Source organism: Microbacterium lacus (assembly GCF_002812805.1).
Taxonomy (GTDB): domain Bacteria; phylum Actinomycetota; class Actinomycetes; order Actinomycetales; family Microbacteriaceae; genus Microbacterium; species Microbacterium lacus_A.
The window spans coordinates 316,105-342,157 of record NZ_NMUM01000030.1; the positions used below are offsets into that span (position 1 = coordinate 316,105).

Consider the following 26,053-nt stretch of genomic DNA (forward strand, 5'->3'; position numbering starts at 1 on the left):
ACAGCATGAATTACCCGACTAGCCGCGCCGCATTCACCAGGCGCGCACTCACGGTCCTCGCGACCGGGGCAGTCATCGGCGTAACACTGGCCGCCTGCTCCGGCGGTGGCGGCGGTGACACCGCAGCCCCGGGGTCAGACACCGATGTCGAGGCCGCGCTCGAGGCTGGTGGCTCGCTCACCTACTGGTCCTGGACCCCGCAGGCCGAATCTCAGGTCGCCGCGTTCGAGGAGGCATACCCGAACGTTGACGTCGAACTGGTCAACGCCGGCACCGGTAACGACCAGTACACCAAACTGCAGAACGCCATCACCGCAGGCTCCGGCGCCCCGGATGTCGTGCAGATCGAGTATGGCGCACTTCCGCAGTACGCACTCTCGGAGTCGCTGCTGGACCTCACCCCGTACGGGTTCGCGGACCTCGAGGACGACTACACCGCCTCTACCTGGAGCCAGGTCGTCTTCGACGACAAGATCTACGGCCTCCCCCAGGATTCCGGTCCCACCGCGCTGTTCTACAACGCGACCATCTTCGACCAGTACGGCATCGAGGTCCCCACCACGTGGGACGAATACCTTGCCGCGGCGCAGAAGCTGCACGCCGCCGACCCGACGAAGTACATCACCAGCGACACCGGTGATGCCGGCTTCACGATGACCTCGATCTGGCAGGCCGGTGGCCTGCCGTTCAAGACCGAAGGCACCAACGTGACCGTGAACCTGCAGGACGAGGGCACGAAGCGCTGGGCGGACTTCTGGAGTCAGCTGACCGAGAACGACCTCGTCTCTCCCGTGCCCGGGTGGAGCGATGACTGGTACCGCGGACTGGCCGACGGTGGGGTTGCATCGCTGGTCATCGGCGCGTGGATGCCTGGTGTGCTGGAAGGCTCCGTGCCCGACGCCGCCGGTGACTGGCGCGTCGCACCGGTCCCCACATGGGATGGCACGCCTGCCTCCTCGGAGAACGGTGGCGGTGGGCAGTCGGTGACCGCTCAGACTGAGAACCCTGCACTGGCGGCAGGATTCCTGAAGTGGCTGAACAACAGCGACGAAAGCCTGAAGATCTTCACGGACGAGGGCGGCTTCCCGTCCACGAACGCGCAGCTGACTGACCCGGAGTTCCTCTCCTACGAGTCGGACTACTTCGGTGGCCAGAAGATCAACGAGGTGCTCGGCGCGGCTGCTGCGGACGTCATCCCGGGCTGGTCGTACCTGCCCTTCCAGGTGTATGCCAACAGCATCTTCGGTGACACCGCCGGTCAGGCGTGGGCGAACAAGACCGACCTGAACGAGGGTCTGATCGCCTGGCAGGACGCCATCATCGAATACGGCAACCAGCAGGGCTTCACGGTTAGCCAGTAGCCCCCGGAAGAAAGCGGCGTGGCCAGCCAGACCCGACGGCTGGCCACGCCGCCCCACCATCCCTACGACATGAATTCCCCCACCATGCCCGCCATTCGCACCCGCCAGCCGTCGCGGAGCGGCGCGGCGAATCTGGAAGGGATACCGTGCGACTGAACGACTTCCGCATCCGCGATCCCTACATCCTGGCCGACGCGACCTCGGGTTCCTATTTCCTCTACGGCACCACCGATCTCGACCCCTGGTCCGGCCCAGGCGTCGGCTTTGACGCCTACCGCAGCACCAACCTCGAGGACTGGTCCGGACCCGTAGCCGTGTTCCGGCCCCCCGCGGACTTCTGGGGAACAGCCCAGTTCTGGGCACCGGAAGTGCACGCCCACTCCGGCCGCTACTTCATGTTCGCTACCTTCGCAGGCGAAGGGCGATCACGCGGCACACAAGTACTCGTAGCTGAGCAACCTGAAGGCCCGTTCCTGCCGTGGAGCGATGGCCCAGTCACACCCGAGGATTGGGAGAGTTTGGACGGCACGCTGCACATCGACCCACACGGAAGACCGTGGCTGGTGTTCTGTCACGAGTGGGTACAGATCGGTGATGGGTCGATCGCGGCGCTACGACTGACCAGCGACTTGAAGAAGGCCGCGACCACACCCGTCGTTCTGTTCCACGCCTCGGAAGCGCCGTGGACGCGCCCCGTGCCCGGCACCGCGAATTACGTTACCGACGGGCCATTCTTGACCCGCGACAGCATCACCGGCGAACTTGTGATGCTGTGGTCAAGCCTCAGCGATACTGGCTACACCCTTGGCGCAGCACGCTCCTCCACCAGCATCCTCGGTCCCTGGAAACATCACGACCGGCCAGTCTGGTCGCAGGACGGCGGCCACGGCATGCTTTTCACCACATTTGATGGCCGGCAGATGCTGACCCTGCACCAACCCAACGACTCCCCCTGGGAACGCGCCACACTACTTCAGCCACGCGGACGCGGCACGACACTGGGCCCAGCCACCCCCGTTCCCGCCGAGACGTGACCTCGCCCACCGGCCACCCCTACCCCACCTCACCCCACATTGACAACGATGGAGCCGCACACCTTGCCCACCTTCCAGATCGGCGACCAGGATTTCCTGCTCGACGGCCAGCCGCACCGCATCCTCTCCGGGGCGTTGCATTACTTCCGTGTACACCCAGAGCAGTGGGCAGACCGGATTCACAAGGCACGCCTGATGGGGCTGAACACGATCGAAACCTACGTGGCCTGGAACGCGCACGCGCCCAGCCAGGGCGAGTGGGATGTCACCGGTGGTCTCGATCTCGGCCGCTTCCTCGACTTGGTCGCTGCGGAGGGAATGCACGCCATCGTGCGGCCCGGGCCATACATCTGCGCGGAATGGGACAACGGCGGGCTCCCCGCATGGCTTTTCCGCGACGAGCAGGTCGGTGTGCGGCGCCTCGAACCGCTCTATGTAGCCGCTGTCACCGACTACCTTCAGCGCGTCTATGAGATCATCACTCCGCGTCAGATTGAGGACGGCGGCCCGGTGATCCTGGTCCAGATCGAGAACGAGTACGGCGCCTACGGCGCCGACAAGCAATACCTCACCGAACTGGTCCGAGTCACCCGTGAAGCCGGCATCACTGTGCCGCTCACCACGGTCGACCAGCCCATCGATCAGATGCTGATCGACGGCAGCATCCCCGGTGTTCACATGACCGCCTCGTTCGGTTCTCGCACCACTGAACGGCTGGCTACCCTCCGGAAGCATCAACCCACGGGGCCTCTGATGTGCATGGAGTTTTGGAACGGCTGGTTCGATGACTGGGGCACCCACCACCACACCACCGACCCCGAACTGACCGCACGCGACCTGGACGCTATCCTCTCCGTCGGCGGATCGGTGAACTTCTACATGTTCCACGGTGGCACCAACTTCGGGCTCACCAACGGCGCCAATGACAAAGGCCGCTATGCCGCCATCACGACCTCCTACGACTACGACGCGCCTCTGGATGAGGCGGGCAACCCCACCGAGAAGTACTTCGCCTTCCGAGACGTCATCGCCCGCTACGCCCCCATTCCCGACGAGGTTCCCTCCGCTCCGCACCGAGTCGACGAGTTCAGCACCCCGCTGTCGCACCGTTCGAATCTTCTGCCGCTCGCCAGCTCCCTGGGCGTCGCGAGCCGTCACGACACTCTCCCCACCTTCGACGACCTGGCGCACGACCGTGGCATCGCCATTTTCACCACAACCCTGCACGGAAATGGCCCAGGATTGCTCAGCTTCGACGAGGTGCGCGACCGGGCGTGGATCTTCCTCGATGGGGCACCGGTCGGTGTGCTCGCCCGCGACGCGCACGAGCAGGCCATCGTCCTGACACGCAGCACCGGCGAGCTCGTGATCATCGTGGAAGACCAGGGACGGGTGAACTACGGCCCCCGAATCGGCGAACACAAAGGCCTCATCGGCGGAGGCCGCCTCGACGGCGAACCGATCATCGGATGGACTGCCATCCCCCTCGACCTCGACCGCGTCCCGGCCATCGAAGTCGACCATGATGACCTGGCCGTCGGCCCGGTCATCGCCCGCGGAACGTTCGAGTTGACCAGGCCGTGCGACCTGTTCTTGGACACCCGTGACTGGGGGAAGGGCTTTGCCTGGATCAACGGTTTCGCCCTCGGCCGGTACTGGCGACGCGGCCCGCAACGCACCCTATATGTCCCCGAACCCGTCCTACGCTCCGGACAGAACGAGCTTGTCATCCTCGAACTTGAAGTGCTCACCCAACAGGAAGCCGTCTTCGCGGCGACACCGCTACTCGGACACGAGGATTTCTAGTGACATGGCTTGTCACCGGAGGTGCCGGCTACATCGGCGCTCACGTCGTACGGGAATTGATCAAAGCCGATATGCGCGCTGTCATCGTTGACAATCTGTCCAGCGGGCTACTGCCCTTCGTCCCCGACGGAGTGCCGCTCATCCGCGCAACGATCCTCCACACCGACACCCTGACCCAAGTGATGAAGGATCATCACGTCACAGGCGTCATCCACGTCGCCGGCTTTAAATACGCCGGAGTTTCCGTGCGGCGGCCGCTGCACACCTACCAGCAAAACGTGACCGGGACAATAAGCGTCCTCGAGGCCATAGTCCGCTACGGGATCGACCAGGTTGTGTTCTCCTCCAGCGCCGCCGTCTACGGAACGCCGGATGTCGAGCAAGTCACCGAGAACACCCCGAAGGATCCGCAATCCCCTTACGGCGAGTCCAAGCTGATCGGCGAGTGGCTGCTTCACGACCAAGGCATCGCCACCGGGTTGCGGCACACCTCCCTGCGCTACTTCAACGTGGTCGGTTCCGGCGACCCGGCGGTGTACGACACCAGCCCGCACAACCTGTTCCCACTCGTCTTCGATGCTCTCGTCTCCGGCCGAACCCCGCAGATCAACGGCGACAATTACCCGACCCCCGACGGCACGAACGTCCGCGACTACGTCCACGTGTCGGATATCGCCGCCGCGCACGTCGCCGCCGCTCGCCGTCTCGAAGCGGCAGAGCCCATCGAGTCCGCCTACAACCTCGGTAGTGGCGACGGGCTCTCCGTTGCCGAGATCATGACCGCCGTCGCGACCGTCACCGGCATCCAGTTCACACCAACGATCGGACCCCGCCGGCCCGGCGACCCGCCCCGCATCGTCGCGAGCGGCAAGCTGGCCGCGCGCGACCTCGACTGGCGGATGCGGCACTCCGTGGAGGAGATGGTACGGAGCGCATGGGAGGCGCGGCTGCGCGCAGAGAAGGAAACCCCGCAATGACCACCGGCGGGATCGCCAAGCGAGTCACCCGCCCTACCCCACGGGCGCGAGCTGATCTACTTTGACGACGTCGACACCACCCTCGGGCCCGAGCGGGCGGTCGACGCCAGGCCGCTCGACCCGCGGCCGCCGACGGCGACCATGCGGCAGGACGTGCTCACGGGCGGCGACTGGGTCTCGATCGCCGCACCCAGGCAGAACCGGGTCTTCCTCCCTCCGGTCGACCAGGACCCCCTCGCACCGCAGACCCCCGGGAACCCCTCCGAGGTCCCGGCACGCTACGACGTGGCCGTGTTCGAGAACCGCTCCCCGTCCTTCGGACCCGACCTCGCCGTTGTGCCCAACAGCCCGCGCGGCCTGGATGATCTTGCGGAGCGAGGCCTGGGGCGCACCCGCACCTCGATCGGCCGCTGCGAAGTGGTCTGCTTCAGCCCCGACCACGAGGGATCGTTCGGCACCCAGACCCCCAGCCGGGCACGCACCCTGATCGAGGCATGGGCCGACAGGACCGAAGCGCTCGCCGCACTTCCGGGGCGTGCATCAGGTGATCCCGTTCGTAAACCGCGGCGAGGCGATCGGAGTCACCGTCCATCACCCGCACGGCTAGATCTACGCCTACCCCTACATCTCTCCCAAGACACAGCAGACCCTCGACACCATCCACCGCACCGCCCCCGACCTGTTCCGGCGCATTCTCGACGTCGAGCGCACCGGGGACCGGGTCGTCAGCGGCGAACATTGGACAGCGTTCGTGCCATTTGCCGCACGCTGGCCGATCGAGGTACACCTGCTGCCACACCGCCAAACTCCCGACTTCGCGGCTAATTGCGGAGGCGGTACCGCAGGGCCGAGAGCTCGGACTGCAGGGCCGCGGGCACCCGACCCTCGAACGTCGCGTAGAAGGCCTCGGTATTGTCGGCCTCGGCCTGCCACGTCGCCGGGTCCACCGAGAAGAGCTCTTCGAGGTCCGCCTCGGGTACATCGATACCGTCGAGGTTCAGGTCCTCGATGCGCGGGAGTCGGCCGATCGGGCTGTCGACGGCGCCGACGTCACCCTGGATGCGACGGACGACCCACTCGATGACGCGCGAGTTGTCACCGAAGCCGGGCCAGAGGAACCGGCCGTCGGCACCGCGGCGGAACCAGTTGACCTGGAAGATGCGCGGAGCGCGGTCGAAGCGCAGCTTCTGCCCGACCTTCAGCCAGTGGCCGAAGTAGTCGGCCATGTTGTAACCGCAGAACGGCAGCATCGCGAACGGGTCGCGGCGCAGCTCGCCGAGGGTTCCTTCGGCGGCTGCCGTGCGCTCGGACGAGATGTTCGAGCCGATGAAGACGCCGTGCGTCCAGTCGGTCGCTTCGACGACCAGCGGCACGTTGGTGGCACGTCGTCCACCGAACAGGATCGCGTCGAGAGGCACACCCTCGGCGGCATCCCAGTCCGGTGCGATCTGCGGGCACTGACCGGCACTCACCGTGAACCGGGAGTTCGGGTGTGCGGCGGGACGACCGGATGCCGGTGTCCACGGGTTGCCCTCCCAGTCGGTCAGGTGCGGCGGGGCCTCATCGGTCAGGCCCTCCCACCAGACATCACCGTCGGGTCGGAGCGCGACGTTCGTGAAGATCGTGTTGCCCCACAGGGTCTCAACCGCCGTGACGTTGGTCGACTCGCCCGTGCCGGGTGCAACGCCGAAGAAGCCGGCCTCGGGGTTGATCGCCCAGAGGCGTCCGTCTTCTCCGGGGCGGATCCAGGCGATGTCGTCGCCCAGGGTCTCGACGCGCCAGCCGGGGATCGTCGGGCGAAGCATCGCCAGGTTCGTCTTGCCGCACGCCGAGGGGAACGCCGCGGCGATGTGGTACTTCCGGCCCTGCGGGTCGATGACGCGGATGAGCAGCATGTGCTCGGCGAGCCATCCTTCGTCGCGCCCGATGACCGAGGCGATCCGCAGCGCGAAGCACTTCTTGGCGAGGATGGCGTTGCCACCGTAGCCCGACCCGTACGACCAGACTTCGAGGGTGTCCGGGAAGTGGACGATGTACTTGTCGTCGTTGCACGGCCACGCGACATCCTTCTCACCGGGCGCCAACGGCGCACCCACCGAGTGGACCGTACGCACCCACGGGGCTCCGTTGGCGATCAGGTCGGTCACGTCGGCGCCGACGCGCGTCATGATGCCGATGCTCGTGACCGCGTAGGGGCTGTCGGTGATCTGCACGCCGATGTGTGAGAGCGGGCCACCGACGGCGCCCATCGAGAACGGGACGACGTACATCGTGCGGCCGCGCATGCTGCCGGAGAAGATCTGCGACATCGTGCCGCGCATCTCGGTCGGGTCGGCCCAGTTGTTGGTGGGGCCCGCGTCCTCTTCGCGCTCGGATGCGATGAACGTGCGGCCCTCGGTACGGGCCACGTCCTTCGGGTGCGAACGTGCGAGGTACGAACCGGGGCGCCACTCGGGATTCAGGCGGATGAGCGTGCCGTCGTCGACCATCTGGCGCAGCAGCGCCTCGTTCTCAGCGCGCGATCCATCGATCCAGTGCACGCGGGCGGGCTGCGTGAGTGCGGCGACCTCGTCGACCCACGCAAGCAGTTCGGTCAGACCGGCCTCGTCCGCGGGGCGCTGTCCGAAGTCGGTGACGCGACGGGGGACGGCGATGCGGGTGCTCAGGGATTCGGCAAGTGCCACGATGCGCTCCTACTTTCTCGGCTCTCCTCAATTTCACCGCGGTCGTGCCGTGATTTGCCAAAGTTTGCGAACGAAAGAAACACGATTCTTTCCCTATACTCAAGGAATGGTCGGCTCCGCTCTCGAACTCACCACCCTCGGTCACCGCATTCGGCATCACCGGCTGCAGAAAGGGCTGACGCTGGATGAGCTCGGCGCTCTGGTGGGGGTCGCCGGCAGCCAGCTGAGCCTGGTGGAGAACGGAAAGCGCGAGCCGAAGCTCTCGCTGTTGCAGGCCGTCGCTGCAGCGACCGGCACCGAAGTGTCGGACCTGATCTCCGGCGAGCCCCCCAACCGTCGAGCGGCACTGGAGATCGAACTCGAACGCGCGCAGGCCAGCCCCGCCTTCCGTCGCCTCGGAGTTGCTCCGGTGCGGGTGGCGAAGACAATGTCGGATGAGACGATCGAGTCGCTGTTGGGGCTCCATCGGGAACTCCAGCGGCGCGAACGTGAGGCCATCGCGACTCCGGAAGAGGCGCGGCGTGCCAACACCGAGCTGCGCCTGCGGATGCGCGAGCACGACAACTACCTGCCCGACATCGAACGACTCGCCGAGAAGCAGCTCAAGACGGCGGGGCATGTCACCGGCGCCCTGACGCACCGCACGGTCAGCATCATGGCCGAACGGCTCGGCTTCGAGCTGATCTACGTCAACGATCTGCCGAGCTCGACCCGATCGATCACCGATCTCGAGCACGGACGGATCTACCTGCCCCCCGCGTCGATTCCCGGAGGCCACGGCCTGCGGTCGATGGCGCTGCAGGCCATGGCCCACCGCCTGCTCGGTCACACCCGGCCGACGGACTACGCGGACTTCCTGCAGCAGCGCCTCGAGATCAACTACTTCGCGGCGTGCTGCCTCATGCCCGAGACGGCCGCGGTCGCGTTCTTGCAGCAGGCCAAAAAGGATCGGAACCTGGCCGTCGAGGACTTTCGTGACGCGTTCGGCGTGACGCATGAGGCCGCCGGAATGCGCCTGACGAACCTTGTCACCAAGCATCTCGGCATTTCGCTGCACTTCTTGCGGGTGGGTCACACCGGATCTCTCCAGCGCGTGTACGAGAACGACGGACTTCCCCTGCCGATGGACGTTACGGGTTCAGTCGAAGGTCAGATCGTGTGCCGCAAGTTCTCGGCGCGCGGCGCGTTCGACCAGCAGAACCGCGCGACCGAGCACTATCAGTACACGGACACGCCCGCCGGCACGTTCTGGTGCTCGACGCAGACGGGAAACACCACCGACGGCGAGTTCTCGATCACCGTCGGCGTGCCCTTCGACGACGCCCGCTGGTTCCGTGGGCGCGAGACGGCGAGCCGCGCCGTTTCGACCTGCCCCGACGACGCGTGCTGTCGGCGCCCGGCCCCCGAGATCGCCGACCGGTGGGAGGGCAAGTCATGGCCCTCGGCGCGCGTGCACATGCAGATGTTCTCCCCGCTCCCCCGCGGGGCCTTCCCCGGCGTGGACGACTCCGAGGTCTACTCGTTCCTCGAGCGCCACGCCGACTGATCCGGCAGAACAGCTGACAGGTTAACCGGCATCCTGGCGCGGTGACCAGCGGAACCACGCCGCGACGTATATCGCGAGCCCCCCGATGAGCCCGACGATGACCCAGAGCACGATCAGGAAGTCGATCCAGGATCCGATCGGCGGCGAACCGGGCAGGAATGTGCGGAGCGGAATGGTCGCGAACAGCATGGCGCCCATCCAGCTCATGAAGGATGCCTCCACGCGCCGTCGCCCCCGGTAGACGGTGATCGCGACGCTCAGCACGAGCACCGGCATGACGATCATGAGCCCGAGCAGCACGATCCCGAACGCGATCGTGCTGCCGGAACGGGTCGCGGTGAACTGGACGACGTCAACGCCCTCCGAAACGCCGTCGAACTCGGCCTGCAGACCGAGGTCGATCTCTTCGGCAGCGATGCTCCATCCCGGCACGCGACCTGACGCGCTCACCCAGGTCCGGAGCGCTTCGGGCTCTCCGTCAACCACTCGATACGCGATGATCGAGGTCTCGCCCACGTGCGAGTCGAACGGCCACCGTTCGACCACACCGTCGGTCACCAGCTCGACCGCGACCGGCGATGCCACACCGCTCGACCCGAATTCGATCATCCGGTCGCCGTCGGCTCCGCTGATCAACACGCCGAGTGTCTCGTTCAGAACGAAGCCGTCACCCGCGGGGCCCGCTTCGATGACGTCGATCTGCATTGTCACTCGGTCGCGCACGGCGTCGACAGATTGCGGCACGACCGAGAGTTTCACATCCCACTTTTCGGGCTCGTCACCCTCGGCATCCGTGACTTGTCCACCTACCGCGTAGAGCAGGACGGAAACCAAATACACCGCCACCATCACTCCCAGCGCAACGATGAGAGTGGTGCGGCGCCGCCTCCGTGCCGCGGGCGCACGGGTGTCCGCGCTCACGCCAGTTCGGCTCCGGCGCGTTCCAGCTCGGTGAGGGCCGCCGCGCTCGTCTCCTGTGCGACGCCCGCGACCAGGTCGGTCAGGATCCGCACCCGACGCCCGTGCGCTATCGCGTCGAGCGCCGAGGCTCGCACGCAGTAGTCGGTTGCGAGGCCCGCGACATCCACCTCGGTCACCCCGTGCGATTCGATGAGCTCGGCGACCCGGCTGCCGTCGTCGGTCGTCCCCTCGTACAGCGAGTAGGCCGGGATGCCCTGGCCCTTCTTGACGTGATGGGTGACGCGCGAGGTGTCGAACTCAGGGTCATACTCGGCACCTTCTGTGCCCGAGACGCAGTGCACCGGCCAGGTCTCGATGTAGTCGGGTTCGGTATGGAAGTGTCCGCCGTTATCGTTATGCGGATCGTGCCAGTCGCGTGAGGCGACGATGAGGTCGTAGTCGTCGCCGTACGCGTCGAGATACTCCGTGATCTTCGCGGCGACGGCGTCGCCCCCGTCCACGCCGAGGGCGCCCCCCTCGGTGAAGTCGTTCTGGACATCGACGATGAACAGCGCCTTGGTCATCCCCCGAGCGTAGCGCCGAGTACTTCTCCGGCGGAGGTCAGGCGAGTGTCAGGCCAGGGCCTCGACGAAACCCACCTTGCTCACGGCAACACGCTCCGGCACTCCCGCGAATGCCTCGGCACGACCTTCGGACGCCATGTAGGTGCTCTCGAGTTCGAGGAAAGCCGCCTCGTCACCCTCGATGCTCACGGCCCACACGAACTGGTTCGACTCGCGCACGGCGTAGGCGAACTCGATCCCGAATCCGGCGGCGGCGCGCACCCGGGGCATCCATTCCTTCCACCACTCGAGGAAGGCGTCGAACTCTCCGTCGACGATCGTGTACGTGCGCAGTTGGATGGTCTTCACGACTCCAGCTTGGCACGTGCCCGCTCACCCCTCGAGTATCAGCGCGATCCAGCCCGCCGCAAACGCGAGCGCCGCCACCCCCACCATCAGGAACGACAGGCGCACGAGCGCACGGACGAGGGCGGATCCCTTCGACAGACGCATGCGGTTGTGCCATCCCACGCGGTACTCGATGTCGGCCATGTCCCGACCGCCGACGATCGTCAGATCGTGTGCACTGAGCGGCGCCTCGTTCACCGTGCCCTGGTCATCGAACCAGCGCACCAGGGACCCGTCATCGGTGTGCTCCACGACCGCGCGAGTGGGGGCCCAGCTCCCGTCTGCGATGCGCGCGACGAGAGCGAGAAATGCCAGGCCCAGCGCACCGAGCACGCCGATCCACGTGAAGACCTCAGCGATGAGTCCCACCACGTCGGCCATCCGTTCAGGTTACCGGGACGTGGGTCGCCCTCCCCCTCCTGATCGAAAGCCGACGGCGACTGCCGATCCGCGCGCGACCCCGCGACCTATCGCACCACCTCCGGCCCTGACCAAACCCCTGGTCAGCGAAACCGCCCCCACGCGGATGCAAGGTTTCGTGACCGTCCCGCAGGTGAGCCGCGCCCGGCAAACACGTCGACGTGGCTCGTGCCACACGACCGGGCGGGCCTCAGAACGGGGGCGGATCGGGGTCCGGGATGAAGTGGATGACCGGGGGTGGTTTGTCGATGTAGACATGCCCGCCCGGTGAGGTCCATTCGAGAACACCGCCTCCGAGTTGTCGGACTGTCCACGCGGTTTCGCCTTTGAGGACGTGATGGCGTTTGCAGAGACAAGCCAAGTTGCAGACATCCGTGGCGCCGCCGAACGCGTAATCGAGGGTGTGGTCGCGATCGCACCGGTGCGCGGGTTGCCGGCACCCGGGGAACCGGCAGTGCTGATCCCTCGCCCGCAGGAACCGCTTCATATCCGCCGATGGCGTGTACCGATCCACGGCCAGAACGCATCCCGTGATCGGGTCGGCGAGAACTCGATCCCATCCGGTCGCGTGTCCCGCGAGCTGGCGCGCGGTGGCCGGGTCGATCGGGCACCGGCCCACGAGCTCTGCCGGCTCGTCCGTCACCCCGGCCAGAGCCAGTGCGGGGACGGTGACGTTCACGATCGCCTTGATCGTCCCGAGACCACCGAACCCATCCGAGAAGCCGGCACCGGTTTCGACGGTGGGTGTGGTCGTCAGCAGCATGTCGGCGACGAGGTCTGCACGGATCTGATCCAGAGTGCGGGTGTCGGTCGGGTCGGCGTTCTTCAACGCCTGGGCTTGTTGCGTGATCCGGTCGTGCATCGCGTGCGCGAGCACGGCGGGTTGGGTGGAGATGAACTCCGCCATCCCGTCCCCGACGTCGCGAACGCACGCACCCCGCAAAGCGCGTGCCTCCTTGTGCCGCTCCGCGAGCGGACGGGGCTGCAACGACTCGGCGAGGCGCGCGAGCGACGCCCCGAGCCGCCCGGGCGTGGTCCCCTCGGCCCGGAGCAGCGCTTCGGCCTCGAATTCCGCCCGCGCTTCCGGATCGGTGAGGGGGAGTCCGTGTTCCATGATCACCGCGACATGCCCGCCAGCGATCCGTCCCTCTTCCCACGCCGCGAACGTGGCCGGGAACGACTCATCCAAAACCGCGGCATCGTTCATGCGGCGCTGCACGGTCCGGTCGGACATGTTCATCGCCGCGCCGAGTTCTGCCGCCAAAGCCCGGAACGGCAGCTCCGCTTCGCGGGAGGAAGGGGAGGCGAGTTCGGCAACGCGGCGCGCACCGACGCTCGCGGCTTTCGCAAACACTCGCGCGAGCGCAGCTTCGGTGCGCGCATTCGCACGCCGGGCTTCGAGGCCCTCCCCGGCGAGCTCGCGCGCGATCGCGTCCACGCCCCCCGTTTCGACGTCACCATGATTCGAATGCATGTTCGAAACTCTACGGATGACCACCGACATTCGAACCCCGAAAAGTGCCCAAATCATGCGGAATCAGCCCCGTGAAGATGAGAAATTTCCCATCTTCACACTTCGCGCCGGCGGTCTCAGCCGTTACCGCGACCTCCGCTATTTCCGTTCCCGCCGTTCCCGTTCCCGCCATTGCCGCCGTTGCCGTTCCCGCTGTTCCCGTTGCCGTCGTTCCCATTGCCCGGGTTGTCCTCATCACCGCTGCCGTCTTCATCGCCTTCATCCTCGTCCGGCTCAGGAGCCACCGGGGCCACCGGAGTCACCGGCCCCGGCCCCTCGATGGGTTCCTCGGCGGGCGCACTCGGCGTCGCGGATTCGGCGGCTTGCACGAGGTCGGCGCGCACCACATCGATCGCCGTCTGGATCGTCGCGGCCCGCTCGTCGCTGACGTCGCCCTGGCCCCGCGCGGTGTCGAGCGCCGCCTGAAGCGCATCGAGTTCGGCCATCGCTGCGGCATAGTCGCCCGTCGCGGCGGTCTCTGCCACCGACACCACGAGGGACTGCAGTTCTCCAGCGGACTCCGCATTCAGGTCGCTGTCCGCCTGCGCGCACCCACTGAACACGAGCGTGAGAGCGAGCGCGGGGGCTAGCCATCCCGCGCGCCGCGTCACGGTGTCACCTCATCGAGAAGGTCCTGCAGATGCGTGTCGAGGGGCTCGCCCACCTGCGGCAGATCCGGTTGCGCCGGTTCGGACGGCAGGTTCGCGTTCCACAGGGCGACGGCGAGCACGCCCGCGACGACCAGCGCCACGAGCACCAGCAACCACAGCCGCACACGGGTGGGCGAGCTTGCCTGCCCCGCCTCGGCGCGAGTGCCGAGCGGCGCGACTTCGGGAGGCACGGGCGGGACATCCGTCAGCGCTTCGGTCGGCAGCATCAGGGTGGGCGCGGGTGAAACCGCACCCTTCGACGAGACAGGTGCGACGGATGCCGCGCCCCCGTCGGCCCCGCCACCCGTATCGACAGCAAGCGCGGTCACGGCCGGATCACTCGGCGCGACATCGAGTGAGCGCGCCCGTGAGGCGACCTCGAGGGCGGTGGGGCGCTGTTCGGGATCGCGCGCGGTCATGTCGGTGAGCAACGAACGCCAACCGGGACCGAGAGAGGCGGGGATCTCGGGCTGGATCGACAGTCGGGCGGCGATGGCCTCGACCGGGGTCTGCTGCGCGAACGCGCGGCGACCGGTCAACGCCTCGATCAGAACGAGGCCGAGCGAGTAGATGTCGGACGCCGTCGTGGGCGGGGCACCCCGTACCTGCTCGGGCGCCAGATACGCCGCCGTGCCGATCGCGGTGCCCGGCGCGGTGAGACGGGTGGTGTCGACGAGGTAGGCGATGCCGAAGTCGGCGAGCGTGGGGCGGAGGGTGCTCTGCGGCGTCAGCGCCGGGCGCAGCAGGATGTTGGACGGTTTGACGTCGCGATGGATGATTCCTGCACCATGCACGACGTGCAGCGCCTCGCCGAGCTCTCGCGCAAGCGAGGTGGCATCCTCATCGCTGATTGCCCCACCGAGAAGGCGCGAGTCGAGCGTTCCCCCGTCGATGTACTCCATCACGAGGAACGCATCTCCACGCTCGGGCAGGTGCGCATCGAAGAGCGTGACCAGCGCGTGGTGGCTCAAAGACGCCAGCAGCCGCGTTTCGGACACCTGCCGCGCCTCGTCCCCGCGGCCCGCCGTGCCGGGCGTGAACGACTTGATGGCGACCGTACGGCCGAGCGCTTGATCGGTGGCGCGAAAAACGGATGCCATGCCGCCTGAGCCGACGAACTCGTCGACCCGGTATCTGTCCGCGAGCACGTCACCGGCCTGCAGGGTGTTCCCCCGCAGGCCGGCACGTGCGCGTGGAGCATCCGCCCCGCCGCGACGGCCGTCACTGGCCCGTCGCGGGTCGGATGCGATATCCCCCGTCATACCCGCGTTCAGCTGCGGCGCGAGCGACGACCCGAGAAGGCGCCCCAGAGCAGCAGGACGATGATCGAGCCGATGAGCGCGCCGATAATGCCGGCCGGCTGGAAGAATCCGTCCTGTGCATCGGCGCCGAACAGCAAGAACCCGAGGAATCCACCGACGAAGGAACCGACGATACCGAGCAGGATCGTCATGCCGATTCCCATGCTCTGCTTGCCGGGCACGATCAGGCGGGCGAGCGCTCCCGCGATCAGTCCGATGACGATGATGCTGATGATGAGTCCGAGCATGTGCGTAGTGCCTCTCGTGGAGTGAAATGAGCAGTTCAGATCATGCACCGCCCCGGCGCCGCGCGGAAGGGGCTTGCTTTTTCGTCCGCGGCTTCTCGTTCTGCTGATCTTCGTCGCGGGACCGCGGCGTCCGTGGTTCACCGTAGCGTTCTCGGGTGCCATCCGTCGTCCCGCTCGCTGACCCGTGTGTCCTCTGCGGGGCGGTGGAGGGCGAGCGCCGCGACGGATGGCTGAGGTGTGCGCTCTGTCATTGGCGCGTCGGTGACTCGATCGACGCCGACCTGGAGCGACCTCGGGTGGAGGTCGTCTACTACCTGCGGTATGCCGACCGCATCAAGATCGGCACGTCGGCCAGGCCCCGGCAGCGGCTCTCGGCGATCTGGCACGACGAGTTGCTGGCGTTCGAACTCGGTGGTCGGGCGCTCGAGCAGCAGCGTCATCGAGAGTTTGCGGGGATCCGTGAGGGCGGCGAGTGGTTCCACGCGGGCCCGGAGCTGGTGTCGCACATCGCGGCACTCGAGTGCCCGGACCCGTGGCTGTCGTACGCCCGATGGGTGAGCGAAGCGCTCCGGCGGATCACCTGAGTCGATCACCGTCGTGCGAAGGTTGGGAGGACCGTCGTTGCCTGGATGCGACATCGGGCGGCAGTAGACGACGCGACCGACAGGATGAGCGGATGCCTCAGGCACCACGGAGAGACACCGGACCCAGCGCGTGGCGCGGGTGGTGGGCGACCCTGTCCGAAGCGATCGATTCGCGGCTCTGGCCCGTCCCCGTCGCGACGGTCGTGGTCGCGGTGGTCATCGGCATCCTGCTCCCCCGTCTCGACCTGATCGTCGACCCGGAACTGCCGAACGCGGTCGATTCCGTCGTGTTCAACGGCGGCGCCGAGACCGCACGCACCGTGCTCTCATCCATCGCCGGTTCGCTGATCACCGCGACCTCATTGACGTTCTCGCTCACCGTCGTCGCACTGCAGCTGGCCAGCAGTCAGGCCTCACCCCGTGTCCTGCGCCTGTTCGCGCGCGACCGCCAAGTGCACTGGACGCTCGCGGCATTCCTCGGAACATTCGCCTACTCCCTCACTGTGCTGAGGTCGGTGCGGTCGGAAGACGACGACATCGCCGAGTTCGTGCCGCGCCTGTCCGTCACGCTCGGCTTCGTTCTCACACTCGCGAGCGTGATCATGCTCGTCTTCTTCCTCGCGCATCTCGCGGCGCAGCTGCGGGTCGAGACGATGCTGAAAGAGATCCATGCCGAGACGGATGCCACCATCGATCTGATCCATGCGCGAAACGCCGATACGCCCGGCTATGCCGGCGAGATCACGCCCACCGCGGAGCACGAGGCGGCGGCGGTCGCGGATTCGAGCGGGTTCATCACCCGCCACGACCACGATCTGCTCGTCCGATACGCCGCCGAACACCGGATCGTGATCCAGGAGCTCCATCGGGTCGGAGAGAACGTCGTGACGGGAACGCCACTGGCACGGTGGTGGCCGTCTGGGGACGATCGCACTGATCGAGAGGACACCGATCGAGAAGACGTCGTGCGCACGATCCGGAGGGCCTATCCCATCGGATACGAACGAACCTCGGCGCAAGACGTCGACTTCGGTGTGCAGCAGATCCTCGATATCTCCCTGCGAGCACTGTCACCCGGTGTGAACGATCCGACCACCGCCGTGCACGGCCTCGGCCATCTCAGCGCGATCACCGCACGCCTCGTCGCGATGTCACGCCTGCCCGCGGGACTTGCGGGACCCGACGGTCAGCTCTGCGTCATCACCATGCCCCGACGCCAGGCGGACGATGTGGATGCCTCGCTGACCCCTCTTCGCCACTACGGTGCCGAGCACCCCGCCGTCGTCACGCGTTTTGTCCAGGCCGTTTCCGAGCTTTCGCTCGTGTGCGCCAGCTCTGAGGTCGACGCCGCGCTCGTCGCCCAGCTGGATGCGCTGGACGAGCAGATCCGCGGGACCACCGCGGACCCGGCAAGTAACTCGGCGATGCTCACGCTGATCGCCGAAGAACGAACACGTCTGGCTATCACCGGGTCATCGACGAGCTGAGCGATATATCCCGCGTGACCACCCGATCCACCCGAAAGCGGTGGCAGGGTAGATGCCATGTTCACGCAGCAGAGCGCCCGGTCGCGTCACGAACCGGTGTACTCCCTCGCTGTCGGGTTCGGTCGAATGCTGTTCGGCGGGGTCCTGCGACTCAAGCCGGTGGTCAGCGGAATAGACCGGATTCCGACATCCGGCTCCGGTGTTCTTGCGATCACGCACTTCGGATACGCCGACTTCGCGCTCGTCGAGTGGGTCACGTGGCTGCACAATCGGCGTCACGTGCGCTTTCTCGCAATGAAAGGCGCCTTCGACAAACCCATCGTCGGCTGGCTGCTGCGAGCTATGCGCCACATCTCGGTAGACAAGGCCGCGGGGAGCGCCGCGTACGAACTCGCCGTCGATGCCCTCCGCCGGGGCGAACTGTTGGGGGTCTTTCCCGAGGCCGGCGTCAGCGCGTCCTTCACGGTCCGCGAACTCAAGACCGGTTCGGCCCGGATGGCGGCCGAGGCAGGCGCGCCGATCATCCCCATCGTCGTGTGGGGCGGGCAGCTCCTGCGCACCAAGAACCACCGCCCGCGGCTGCGCGAGGCGTTCAAGGCGCCCCTGCGTATCGCCGTCGGCGAGCCGCTCACGGTGACGACGAGCGATGATCCCGTAGCCATGACGGAAGAACTGCGCGAGCGGATGCAGGCTCTCCTCGATGAGGCACAGGCGTCCTATCCCCTCTCGGGTTCGGGGCAGTGGTGGCAGCCGAAGCACCTCGGCGGCAGTGCCCCGACCCCCGAAGAGGCGGCGGTCGCCGAGGCCGAGCGCCAGCAGCGGAAAGCCGCGGCGCGCAACCGTTAGGGCGGGCGCACTCCCGCTCACTCGGGCGGGATACCGCCGGGCCCGCACGTACGATCGAAGGATGACCGACACTCCCCTCGTCCTGGTCGCCAATGCGGGCGACGGATCGATCAGCGTCTTCCAACTGGTGGACCGCACGCTCGAACGCCTCGCCGTCACGGACGGGCTCACCGGATGCTCGACGTTCGCCGTCGACTCGGCGCGCGGCTTGGTTTACGCCGGCGTCAAGGGCAGCGAACCGGGTGAACCCTCCGGCATCCTGACACTCGAACTCGACCGCAGCACCGGGCGCCTCACCCCGCGGGGCCGGCTCGACCTGCCCGATGGCGGGATGAATTATCTCGCGCTCGGTCGCGACGGAACCCTGCTGCTCGGTGCCGCCTACAGCGGCGGCTACGGCATCAGCTGCCCCATCGACGACGGGGTGGTCGGTGAGCCGGTCAGCACGATCGCGTTCCCGAATCTGCACTCGGTGCAGCCCAGCACCGACGGTCGATTCGCCTACTTCGTCTCACTCGGAGCGGACCTCGTCGCGCAGTACGCCGTCGACGACGAACTGCGCCTGGAGCCGCTCGAACCCGAGACGGTCGCGGCACCCGAGGGAAGCGGCCCACGTCACCTCGTGCTGAACACGGCTCAGGATGCGGTGTATGTGATCACCGAGTTCTCGGGCGAGGTCCTGCACTTCTCCCGCGACACCACGACCGGCGAGCTGGCGTTCAGCGGTGCGACGACGGTGGTTGACCCGGCACGGGGGCTCGGGCACAGTGTCTTCGGCGCCGACCCGCGCGAGAATCACTTCATCTGGGGCGCCGACGTGCACTGGGGCCGCGATGAGGCGACGCTCTGGACATCCGAGCGCACGGAGAGCACGCTTGCGGCTGCTCCCGTGGGCCCGGACGGCAGAGTTTCTGCGCCCAGGATCTTCCACGAGACCGAGCCGCAGCCGCGCGGTTTCGCGCTCAGCCCGAACGGATCGCTGCTCGTCGCAGCCGGGGAACGCTCGACCACCGTCTCGCTCTACGCGGTGGACGGCGACCGCCTCGAACTTCTGCAGCAGGCCGAGACCGGCGGCGGCGCGAACTGGGTCAGATTCGCCTGACCGCCGGACCCCGCGCGTTCCCGTACGGGAACGTCGCGGTTCTCGCAATCCCCTGCCCCTGCGGGCGCCGGCACGCCAGACTCGGCGCATGGTCTTCATCGGATACCACGCGTCCCACGAACAAGTTCCGCCGAATCGGCTCTTCGAGGCCGTCGTCCGTGCCGAGGCGGCCGGTTTCGACGGGGCGATGTGCTCCGACCACCTGGCGCCCTGGAGCCTCGATCAGGGCGAGTCGGGCTATGCCTGGAGTTGGCTCGGGGCCGCGCTCGCCTCGACATCTTTCTCGCTCGGAGTGGTCACGGCGCCCGGTCAGCGATATCACCCCGTCATCGCGGCCCAGGCGATCGGGACGCTCGAGCAGATGTTCCCCGGGCGATTCTGGGCGGCGCTCGGCAGCGGCGAGGCCGTCAACGAGCACGTCACGGGCGACCCGTGGCCGCCCAAGGATCGACGCAATGCACGACTCCAGGCATCCGTCGAGGTCATTCGCGACCTGCTCGCCGGCCGAGAAGTCACCCGCGATGACGAGGTGACGGTGCACCGAGCGCGCGTGTGGAGCCGACCCGAGACCCCGCCGCCCCTGCTCGGCGCCGCGGTCACCGCCGAGACCGCGGGCTGGCTTGCATCGTGGGCCGACGGACTCGCCACCGTGGCTCAGCCGCGTGATGTGCTCGCCGGCGTCTTGGACGCTTACGGGAGCGCCGGCGGGCGCGGGCCGCGGGTTCTTCAGGTCCATGTGTCGCTCGAGGATTCGGACGAGGAGGCACTCGCGGTGCTCCGGCAGCAGTGGCGTCACGCGACGATCGAGGGTTCGCTGTGGGATGTCGAACAGCCCGCGGACTTCGATGCGATGGCCGGCGACCCGACAGACGAGGAACTGCGTCGGGGCGCGCTCGTCTCGACAGATGCCGGAGCGCTCGCCGCTCAGATCGCCGAACTCGTCGCGCTCGGATTCGATCGCGTCTACCTGCACGGAGTCGGCACAGACCAGACATCCTTTCTCGACCGCGCCGAACGCACGCTGCTGCCGGCTCTGAGGAGCGCCCTGTGAACATCACCGACACCAGCGACCTGTGGTGGAAGTCCGCCGTCGTCTACTGCCTCGACATCGAGACATATATGGACGACAACAACGACGGCGTCGGAGACTTCGCGGGCCTCGCGCGTCGTATCGACTACCTCGCCGATCTCGGGATCACCTGCCTGTGGCTCATGCCGTTCTATCCGAGCCCCGACCGCGATGACGGATACGACATCAGCGACTTCTACGGCATCGACCCCCGCCTCGGCAACCACGGGGACTTCGTCGAGGTCATCCGCACGGCCAAGGACCGAGGTATCCGTGTCATCGTCGACCTCGTCGTCAACCACACGTCCGACAAGCACCCGTGGTTCGTGTCGGCCAAGCGCAGCCGCGACTCGTTCTACCGGGACTTCTACGTCTGGCGCGACGAACCGCCCGCCAACGAGCAGCCGACCGTCTTCCCGGGCGAAGAGGCGAGCGTCTGGGAACACGATCCGCGGACGGATCAGTACTTCCAGCACGTCTTCTACAAGCACCAGCCCGACCTGAACATCGCGAACCCGCGCGTCCGCGACGAGATCGTCAAAACGGTCGGATTCTGGCTCGCGCTCGGCGTCTCGGGGTTCCGTATCGACGCCGTGCCGTTCTTGATCGAGCCGCCCGACGGCGTCGATCTCGGCGATCCGCACGACTTCCTGCGCGATCTCAAGCGGTTTCTGCAGCGGCGTTCAAGCGACGCCGCCCTTCTCGGTGAGGTCAATCTGCCGTTCGCCGAACAGTTGGACTTCTTTGGCGGCGAGCGCGGCGGCGAACTCGACCTGCAGTTCGACTTCATGTCGATGCAGGCGCTCTATCTTTCGCTCGCGCGCAGCGATCCATCGGCTCTTCGAGAGTCCCTCGCGGCGCGCCCCGCTGTGCCGGACGGTGCGGCCTGGGCGAACTTCGTGCGCAACCACGACGAACTGACGCTCGACAAACTGTCCGACGCCGAACGCGAAGAGGTCTTCGAGGCGTTCGCGCCCGAGGAGTACCAGCGCGTCTACGGGCGCGGCATCACGCGTCGCCTCCCACCCATGCTCGACGGCGATCCCCGCCGCATCCGGATGGTCTACAGCCTGCTGTTCTCGCTACCGGGCACGCCCGTGCTGTTCTACGGCGAAGAGATCGGCATGGGCGAGAACTCCGACGTGCCGGGGCGCGGCGCGGTGCGTACCCCCATGCAGTGGACGGACGGGAAGAACGGTGGGTTCTCGCAGACGTCGCCCGGGCGCCTCGTCGGCCCGATGCCCGGGGATGGCTACTCCCCCGAGCACGTAAACGTGCTGAAACAGCGGAACGACCCGGACTCGCTGCTGCAATTCATCCGTCACCTCATCCGCCGTTACCGTGTCTCGCCCGAGATCGGCTGGGGCGAGCTGGAATTGTTCGAAACCAGCGCGGACGGCGTGCTCGCGCACGGTGTTCTGTCGCCACTCGGACGGATGATCACCCTCCACAACTTCACGGCCGTGCCGGTGCGCACGCGGGTGGAAATCGGTGCGGTCGAGGAGGGCACGATGCTTCTCGATCTGCACGGCCCCGAACGCATGGCCCTGGACGTGAGCGGTCGTGTGGAGTTGGAGCTGGCGCCCTACGGCTTCCGCTGGCTGCGGGTCTCGCCACCCGGCGACACGCGAATCGGCTGATTTCTTCGGGCTGGGGTTTACGCGTTGCGGTCACCGGATGATGTGGTCGCGATGGCGGTGCTTCAGCTACACCGGCTCGGTGGCGCGGATCAGACCACAGATCAGGCACGTCCAAGCGACCAGGAATCGCTCGTCGTCGAGGATTTCGAAGGTAAGCGCATCGCCGCATGTCGGGCAGACTCTCGGATCCAGCCCCGGCAGTGTCATCATGCCAGGCTACGGAAACCTCGATATTTGTGGAGCCACCTAAGGGAATCGAACCCTACTTCGCGGCCTTTTCCGGATCTTGCTCGATCAGAAACCGCGGATTCACGCGGGTCTTGCATAGGGTTCGATCAGGCTGTTCGAACCAGATCCGGATAGCTCGTGGGCACGCTGTGGGCACGAACGCTCCACCGGCTGCCCGCACGAGTGTGATGTATCAGGACATGCCTGACGATTCTGCATCAGGACATCTCTGACAGTTGATGTGTCAGGACATCTCTGACACTCAGACGGTGGGGCGGCCGCGCCCGCGGGGTCTGCCGCTGCCGACGTACTTCGTGCCGGGTGCGGGCCAGGGCTGCTGGATGAGCAGGGTGCCTTGATAATCGAACACGAGCAGTTCGGTGTCTTCCTCGACGACGTAGGCGATCGCGCCGACGAGGGCTCGACTGATGTGGAATCGGATGCCGCGGACGAAGACCGTGCCGTTGTCTCGGACCCGTGTCATCCGGATCCCGTCATCTGCCGGCAGAGTCGCGGGTCGCGGCGCGGGGCGCGGTGGCTCGACTTTCGCCGTCGCTATCCATGCCTGTTGCGGGGTGATTCGACCGGGCAAAGCTTGATGCGGACGCTCGGTGTTATAGACCAGATCGAAGACGTCGACCTGAGCCTGCAACTGCTCGAGCGTGTCGGCGAGGGGTTGCTTATCGAGGAACCGGAACAGGGTCTGGTGGAAGCGTTCGTTCTTGCCCTGCGTGGTCGGCTTATAGGGCTTGCCCGTGATCGGCTCGACCCCCAGAGAGGTCACATACGAGACGAGCTGGCCCAGCACGCCTCGACGGGACGGGTTCAACGCAGCCCCGTTATCGCTGAGCAGTCGCTGCGGAACACCGTGAGCCTCGATCCCCTTCCGGACAACAGCGATCGCCGCTTCCGACGTCTCACCCCAGGCCACGTGAGAGGCGACTGCGAACCGAGAGTGATCATCGATGAGCTGGAAGATGACACACTTCCGACCGCCCGAGAGGACATACTCGGTCGCGTCCAACTGCCAGCATGCGTTCGGGGCCGGATAGACGAACCGGCGAAACGATGCCCTCGGCTTCTTCCGCGGTTCGACTTTCGCTACTCCCGCGTCACGGAAGATCCGCGCCAGCGACGCCGTCGAGGGCACCGGCGCCATCCCGAGCGACCGCATCTTCTCGTGAACACTGATCGGGCCGTGATCCAGGCCGGATCGCTCTAACGCCGCCCGCACCGCCACCGCCTGCTGCGCCACATTCTCTGCGAGCCGCATCGGGCTCTGCTTCGGACGCCTCGATCGCGGCTCCAACGCTGCCACGGGCCCATCCACCGCCGCTCGTTTCCGGATCGCATAGAACGTCTCCCGCGAGATCCCATGCTCCCGGCAAAACGTCGTCACCGACCCGCGCGGCGCATCCGAAGGCCACTGCACGATCGCGAGACGGACACGAGGATCAACAGGCTCAACACGACTCATCCCCCAAACATCGAGGCAGAAGTGTCAGGACCAAACGACCCCGAAACGTCAGAGATCTATTGATCCAGAACCGTCAGAGATGTCCTGATAGATCACAGCTGCCCGCACGAGCTCACCAGGATGCTTGGCGGCACGTCCTAGCCGAGCAGCTCCACCCCGAAGCCTGCGACGACCGTCCGTACTTCGGAGAGGTACCGCAGCGCCTGCTCCGTGAGCGGGATGGCGGAGTGGCCGATCCATCCGATCTCGATGCGTTCGTCGACGTCGAGCGGCACGGCGACGATCTCCGGGTCGAGGTCGTCGCTGATGATGCCCGTCGAGATCGTGTAGCCGTCGAGACCGATCATGAGGTTGAAGATCGTCGCCCGGTCCGAGACCCGAATCTCTTGCTTGCTCGACAGGGTCGAGAGGATCTCTTCGGCGAAATAGAACGAGTTGTTCGCACCCTGATCGAACGTGAGCCGCGGCAGATCCGCGAGATCGTCGAGCATGACGCTCTTTCGAGAGGCCAGGCGGTTCCTCCGCGAGACGAAGATGTGTGGCTCGGCAAGAAACAGCGGATGGAACGCCAACCCCGAATCCCTCAGCAGTTTGTCGATGACGTTCCGGTTGAAGTCGTTCCGATACAGGATGCCCAACTCGCTGCGGAGCGTTCGAACATCCTCGATGATGTCCCAGGTGCGGGTCTCGCGCAGCGAAAACTCGTACTCCGCCGCTCCACTGGCCTTGACCATCCGCACGAACGCGTCAACGGCGAACGAGTAGTGCTGCGCCGACACACCGAGCAGGCGCCGCAGCGGCGGCCGGCCGAGGTAGCGCTGCTCGAGCAGCCCGACCTGCTCAACGACCTGCCGGGCATACCCGAGAAACTCCGCACCATCGGTGGTGAGCGTCACCCCACGGGCGGAGCGGAGCAGCAGCGCACGACCCACCCGCGTCTCGAGCTCTTTCATCGCCGCCGACATCGTGGGCTGAGAGACGTAGAGCAGGTCGGCGGCCGCGCTGATCGACCCCTCCGCCGCGACCTCGATGAAATAGGTCAGCTGCTGCAGCGTTATGCCGCTCGAATCACGTGCCATAGGCAAAGACTATAGGCATGCATAGTCGCGGCTGGTTTCTCGATACATGCGACGTAACCGCACGATGGATGCATCGACTTCCGCACGGCCCAAACGGCCGATCAGCCACCCGATTGGCCACTCATGGCGCACGACTTCGCGTTCCGCATCACCACCACCCGGTTCGACGAGGACTACTCGCCGTCGGACACCTCCCGCATCACCACGAACTTCGCCAACCTGGCGCGCGGCGACAACCGGCGACAGAACCTGCGCAACGCCCTGACGATGATCGACCAGCGGTTCAACGACCTCGCGTCCGGGGACAACCCCAACGGCGACCGGTACACCCTCGAACTCGACATCGTCTCGGTGGCCCTGCAGTTCGACGATGACAGTGAAGATCGGGAGTTTCCGCTGCTCGAGGTCCTCGACGTCCAGATCGTCGACCGACGCTCGGGCGAGCGCCACCACGGGATCATCGGCAACAACTTCTCGTCCTACCTGCGCGACTACGACTTCAGCGTGCTGCTCCCGGCGGTCAACGCGGGCACGACCGAACTCATCGTGCCGGAGGACTTCGGCGACCTGCACGGCAAGCTGTTCCAGCGGTTCCTCGACTCCCCCGCGTATCAGGAACGGTTCCCGACGGCACCCGTGATCTGCATCAGCGTTTCGACGACCAAGACGTATCGCCGGACCGACCTCCAGCATCCGGTTCTCGGTGTCGAGTACAGCCAAGATGCCTTCTCGTTGACCGACGAATACTTCGCGAAGATGGGGCTGCAGGTCCGATACTTCATGCCGCCCGGTGCCGTGGCGCCGCTCGCGTTCTACTTCCGCGGCGAGCTGTTGAGCGACTACTCCGACCTGCAGCTGGCCGGCACCATCAGCACTATGGAGACGTTCCAGAAGATCTATCGCCCAGAGATCTACAGCGCGAATTCAGCCGCCGGGCGCGTCTACCGACCGAGCCTTGAACACCAGGACTATTCGCGGACGCCGATCGCCTACGACCGCGTCGAACGCAGCCAACTCGCGATCACACAGGGGAAGTACGCGGAAGAGCACTTCGTGAAGCCGCACAAGCACGCCCTGGAACAGTGGGCTGCCCTCTCGCCCGTCTCATGAGCACCGGAAAGTCAGCGATC

General features: G+C 66.4%; 23 protein-coding genes and 1 pseudogene. 13 read left to right on the forward strand and 11 right to left on the reverse strand.

What is annotated here, in order from left to right; genetic code table 11:
• Positions 1–5: 5 nt before the first annotated feature.
• The 5 genes and pseudogenes from CGU34_RS11435 to CGU34_RS11455 all read left to right on the forward strand — a co-directional run.
• Positions 6–1,361 (forward strand): ABC transporter substrate-binding protein, encoded by a 1,356-nt coding sequence (locus tag CGU34_RS11435; protein ID WP_036297362.1) that lies wholly within the window; start codon positions 6–8, stop codon positions 1,359–1,361.
• A 146-nt stretch (positions 1,362–1,507) separates the two neighbouring features.
• The gene (locus CGU34_RS11440; RefSeq protein WP_036297364.1) at positions 1,508–2,395 is read left to right on the forward strand and encodes a glycoside hydrolase family 43 protein; all 888 of its coding nucleotides are present in this window, start codon (positions 1,508–1,510) and stop codon (positions 2,393–2,395) included.
• Positions 2,396–2,443: 48 nt separating this feature from the next.
• Positions 2,444–4,201: a glycoside hydrolase family 35 protein gene (locus tag CGU34_RS11445; RefSeq protein WP_198517761.1), complete on the forward strand. Its 1,758-nt coding sequence runs from the start codon at positions 2,444–2,446 to the stop codon at positions 4,199–4,201.
• Positions 4,201–5,178, forward strand: coding sequence for a UDP-glucose 4-epimerase GalE (galE, locus tag CGU34_RS11450; protein ID WP_036297366.1), 978 nt, complete (start codon positions 4,201–4,203; stop codon positions 5,176–5,178). The genes CGU34_RS11445 and galE overlap by 1 nt, the downstream gene beginning before the upstream one ends.
• Positions 5,175–5,998 (forward strand): annotated as a pseudogene (locus tag CGU34_RS11455) (galactose-1-phosphate uridylyltransferase); the annotation flags it as partial. The gene galE and the pseudogene CGU34_RS11455, both read left to right, overlap by 4 nt.
• A 1-nt stretch (position 5,999) precedes the next feature.
• Here the strand turns inward: CGU34_RS11455 and CGU34_RS11460 are convergent.
• On the reverse strand, positions 6,000–7,775 hold the full coding sequence (locus tag CGU34_RS11460; protein WP_232711665.1) for a phosphoenolpyruvate carboxykinase (GTP): 1,776 nt from the start codon (positions 7,773–7,775) through the stop codon (positions 6,000–6,002).
• 193 nt (positions 7,776–7,968) lie between these two features.
• Here CGU34_RS11460 and CGU34_RS11465 point away from each other — a divergent pair, with 193 nt between their 5' ends.
• Positions 7,969–9,408, forward strand: coding sequence for an XRE family transcriptional regulator (locus CGU34_RS11465; RefSeq protein WP_036297372.1), 1,440 nt, complete (start codon positions 7,969–7,971; stop codon positions 9,406–9,408).
• Positions 9,409–9,429: 21 nt separating this feature from the next.
• On the opposite strand, the gene CGU34_RS11470 is transcribed toward CGU34_RS11465, so the two are convergent.
• The 8 genes from CGU34_RS11470 to CGU34_RS11505 form a co-directional block, all read right to left on the reverse strand.
• Positions 9,430–10,329, reverse strand: coding sequence for a DUF4436 family protein (locus CGU34_RS11470; RefSeq protein ID WP_051513237.1), 900 nt, complete (start codon positions 10,327–10,329; stop codon positions 9,430–9,432).
• Entirely contained in the window at positions 10,326–10,892 is a 567-nt protein-coding gene (locus CGU34_RS11475; RefSeq protein WP_036297375.1) for an isochorismatase family protein, read from the reverse strand. The genes CGU34_RS11470 and CGU34_RS11475 overlap by 4 nt, the downstream gene beginning before the upstream one ends.
• A 48-nt stretch (positions 10,893–10,940) precedes the next feature.
• Positions 10,941–11,240 (reverse strand): hypothetical protein, encoded by a 300-nt coding sequence (locus CGU34_RS11480; protein ID WP_100814158.1) that lies wholly within the window; start codon positions 11,238–11,240, stop codon positions 10,941–10,943.
• 24 nt (positions 11,241–11,264) lie between these two features.
• Positions 11,265–11,660: a hypothetical protein gene (locus CGU34_RS11485; RefSeq protein WP_100814159.1), complete on the reverse strand. Its 396-nt coding sequence runs from the start codon at positions 11,658–11,660 to the stop codon at positions 11,265–11,267.
• Positions 11,661–11,889: 229 nt separating this feature from the next.
• Complete coding sequence (locus tag CGU34_RS11490; protein ID WP_157811293.1) at positions 11,890–13,173, reverse strand: HNH endonuclease signature motif containing protein; 1,284 nt, start codon at positions 13,171–13,173, stop codon at positions 11,890–11,892.
• A gap of 116 nt (positions 13,174–13,289) precedes the next feature.
• The gene (locus tag CGU34_RS11495) at positions 13,290–13,823 is read right to left on the reverse strand and encodes a hypothetical protein (protein ID WP_100814161.1); all 534 of its coding nucleotides are present in this window, start codon (positions 13,821–13,823) and stop codon (positions 13,290–13,292) included.
• Complete coding sequence (locus CGU34_RS11500) at positions 13,820–15,124, reverse strand: serine/threonine-protein kinase (protein ID WP_100814162.1); 1,305 nt, start codon at positions 15,122–15,124, stop codon at positions 13,820–13,822. Before CGU34_RS11500 ends, CGU34_RS11495 begins: the two co-directional genes overlap by 4 nt.
• Positions 15,125–15,132: 8 nt before the next feature.
• Positions 15,133–15,411, reverse strand: a complete 279-nt coding sequence (locus CGU34_RS11505; protein ID WP_036299908.1) for a GlsB/YeaQ/YmgE family stress response membrane protein — start codon at positions 15,409–15,411, stop codon at positions 15,133–15,135.
• 155 nt (positions 15,412–15,566) lie between these two features.
• Here CGU34_RS11505 and CGU34_RS11510 point away from each other — a divergent pair, with 155 nt between their 5' ends.
• The 6 genes from CGU34_RS11510 to CGU34_RS11535 all read left to right on the forward strand — a co-directional run bounded on the left by CGU34_RS11510 (position 15,567) and on the right by CGU34_RS11535 (position 22,139).
• Entirely contained in the window at positions 15,567–15,995 is a 429-nt protein-coding gene (locus tag CGU34_RS11510) for a GIY-YIG nuclease family protein (RefSeq protein WP_232711652.1), read from the forward strand.
• Positions 15,996–16,087: 92 nt separating this feature from the next.
• On the forward strand, positions 16,088–17,482 hold the full coding sequence (locus tag CGU34_RS11515) for a DUF2254 domain-containing protein (protein WP_157811294.1): 1,395 nt from the start codon (positions 16,088–16,090) through the stop codon (positions 17,480–17,482).
• A 57-nt stretch (positions 17,483–17,539) separates the two neighbouring features.
• Positions 17,540–18,328 (forward strand): lysophospholipid acyltransferase family protein, encoded by a 789-nt coding sequence (locus CGU34_RS11520; protein ID WP_036299904.1) that lies wholly within the window; start codon positions 17,540–17,542, stop codon positions 18,326–18,328.
• 61 nt (positions 18,329–18,389) lie between these two features.
• Positions 18,390–19,430 carry a lactonase family protein gene (locus tag CGU34_RS11525; RefSeq protein ID WP_036299902.1) on the forward strand — a complete coding sequence of 347 codons (1,041 nt, stop codon included), beginning with the start codon at positions 18,390–18,392 and terminating at the stop codon, positions 19,428–19,430.
• 88 nt (positions 19,431–19,518) lie between these two features.
• Complete coding sequence (locus tag CGU34_RS11530) at positions 19,519–20,481, forward strand: TIGR03885 family FMN-dependent LLM class oxidoreductase (protein WP_100814164.1); 963 nt, start codon at positions 19,519–19,521, stop codon at positions 20,479–20,481.
• Positions 20,478–22,139 (forward strand): alpha-amylase family protein, encoded by a 1,662-nt coding sequence (locus CGU34_RS11535; protein ID WP_100814165.1) that lies wholly within the window; start codon positions 20,478–20,480, stop codon positions 22,137–22,139. The genes CGU34_RS11530 and CGU34_RS11535 overlap by 4 nt, the downstream gene beginning before the upstream one ends.
• A 490-nt stretch (positions 22,140–22,629) precedes the next feature.
• Here CGU34_RS11535 and CGU34_RS11540 read toward each other — a convergent pair whose 3' ends face one another.
• On the reverse strand, positions 22,630–23,844 hold the full coding sequence (locus CGU34_RS11540) for an IS481 family transposase (protein ID WP_036301396.1): 1,215 nt from the start codon (positions 23,842–23,844) through the stop codon (positions 22,630–22,632).
• Positions 23,845–23,981: 137 nt separating this feature from the next.
• Positions 23,982–24,923 (reverse strand): LysR family transcriptional regulator, encoded by a 942-nt coding sequence (locus CGU34_RS11545; protein WP_100814166.1) that lies wholly within the window; start codon positions 24,921–24,923, stop codon positions 23,982–23,984.
• A 123-nt stretch (positions 24,924–25,046) separates the two neighbouring features.
• Between CGU34_RS11545 and CGU34_RS11550 the strand changes: the two genes are divergently transcribed.
• Positions 25,047–26,033 carry a putative oxygenase MesX gene (locus tag CGU34_RS11550; protein WP_100814167.1) on the forward strand — a complete coding sequence of 329 codons (987 nt, stop codon included), beginning with the start codon at positions 25,047–25,049 and terminating at the stop codon, positions 26,031–26,033.
• Positions 26,034–26,053 lie beyond the last annotated feature (20 nt).

Bases quoted from the DNA above. Each gene is read 5' to 3' on its own strand.
- CGU34_RS11475 (WP_036297375.1), bottom strand. From the start codon at position 10,892: ATGACCAAGGCGCTGTTCATCGTCGATGTCCAGAACGACTTCACCGAG.
- CGU34_RS11530 (WP_100814164.1), top strand. From the start codon at position 19,519: ATGGTCTTCATCGGATACCACGCGTCCCACGAACAAGTTCCGCCGAAT.
- CGU34_RS11465 (WP_036297372.1), top strand. From the start codon at position 7,969: ATGGTCGGCTCCGCTCTCGAACTCACCACCCTCGGTCACCGCATTCGG.
- CGU34_RS11545 (WP_100814166.1), bottom strand. From the start codon at position 24,923: ATGGCACGTGATTCGAGCGGCATAACGCTGCAGCAGCTGACCTATTTC.
- CGU34_RS11435 (WP_036297362.1), top strand. From the start codon at position 6: ATGAATTACCCGACTAGCCGCGCCGCATTCACCAGGCGCGCACTCACG.
- CGU34_RS11490 (WP_157811293.1), bottom strand. From the start codon at position 13,173: ATGCATTCGAATCATGGTGACGTCGAAACGGGGGGCGTGGACGCGATC.
- CGU34_RS11500 (WP_100814162.1), bottom strand. From the start codon at position 15,124: ATGACGGGGGATATCGCATCCGACCCGCGACGGGCCAGTGACGGCCGT.
- CGU34_RS11540 (WP_036301396.1), bottom strand. From the start codon at position 23,844: ATGAGTCGTGTTGAGCCTGTTGATCCTCGTGTCCGTCTCGCGATCGTG.
- CGU34_RS11525 (WP_036299902.1), top strand. From the start codon at position 18,390: ATGACCGACACTCCCCTCGTCCTGGTCGCCAATGCGGGCGACGGATCG.
- CGU34_RS11505 (WP_036299908.1), bottom strand. From the start codon at position 15,411: ATGCTCGGACTCATCATCAGCATCATCGTCATCGGACTGATCGCGGGA.
- CGU34_RS11520 (WP_036299904.1), top strand. From the start codon at position 17,540: ATGTTCACGCAGCAGAGCGCCCGGTCGCGTCACGAACCGGTGTACTCC.
- CGU34_RS11550 (WP_100814167.1), top strand. From the start codon at position 25,047: ATGGCGCACGACTTCGCGTTCCGCATCACCACCACCCGGTTCGACGAG.
- CGU34_RS11445 (WP_198517761.1), top strand. From the start codon at position 2,444: ATGGAGCCGCACACCTTGCCCACCTTCCAGATCGGCGACCAGGATTTC.
- CGU34_RS11485 (WP_100814159.1), bottom strand. From the start codon at position 11,660: ATGGCCGACGTGGTGGGACTCATCGCTGAGGTCTTCACGTGGATCGGC.
- CGU34_RS11515 (WP_157811294.1), top strand. From the start codon at position 16,088: ATGCCTCAGGCACCACGGAGAGACACCGGACCCAGCGCGTGGCGCGGG.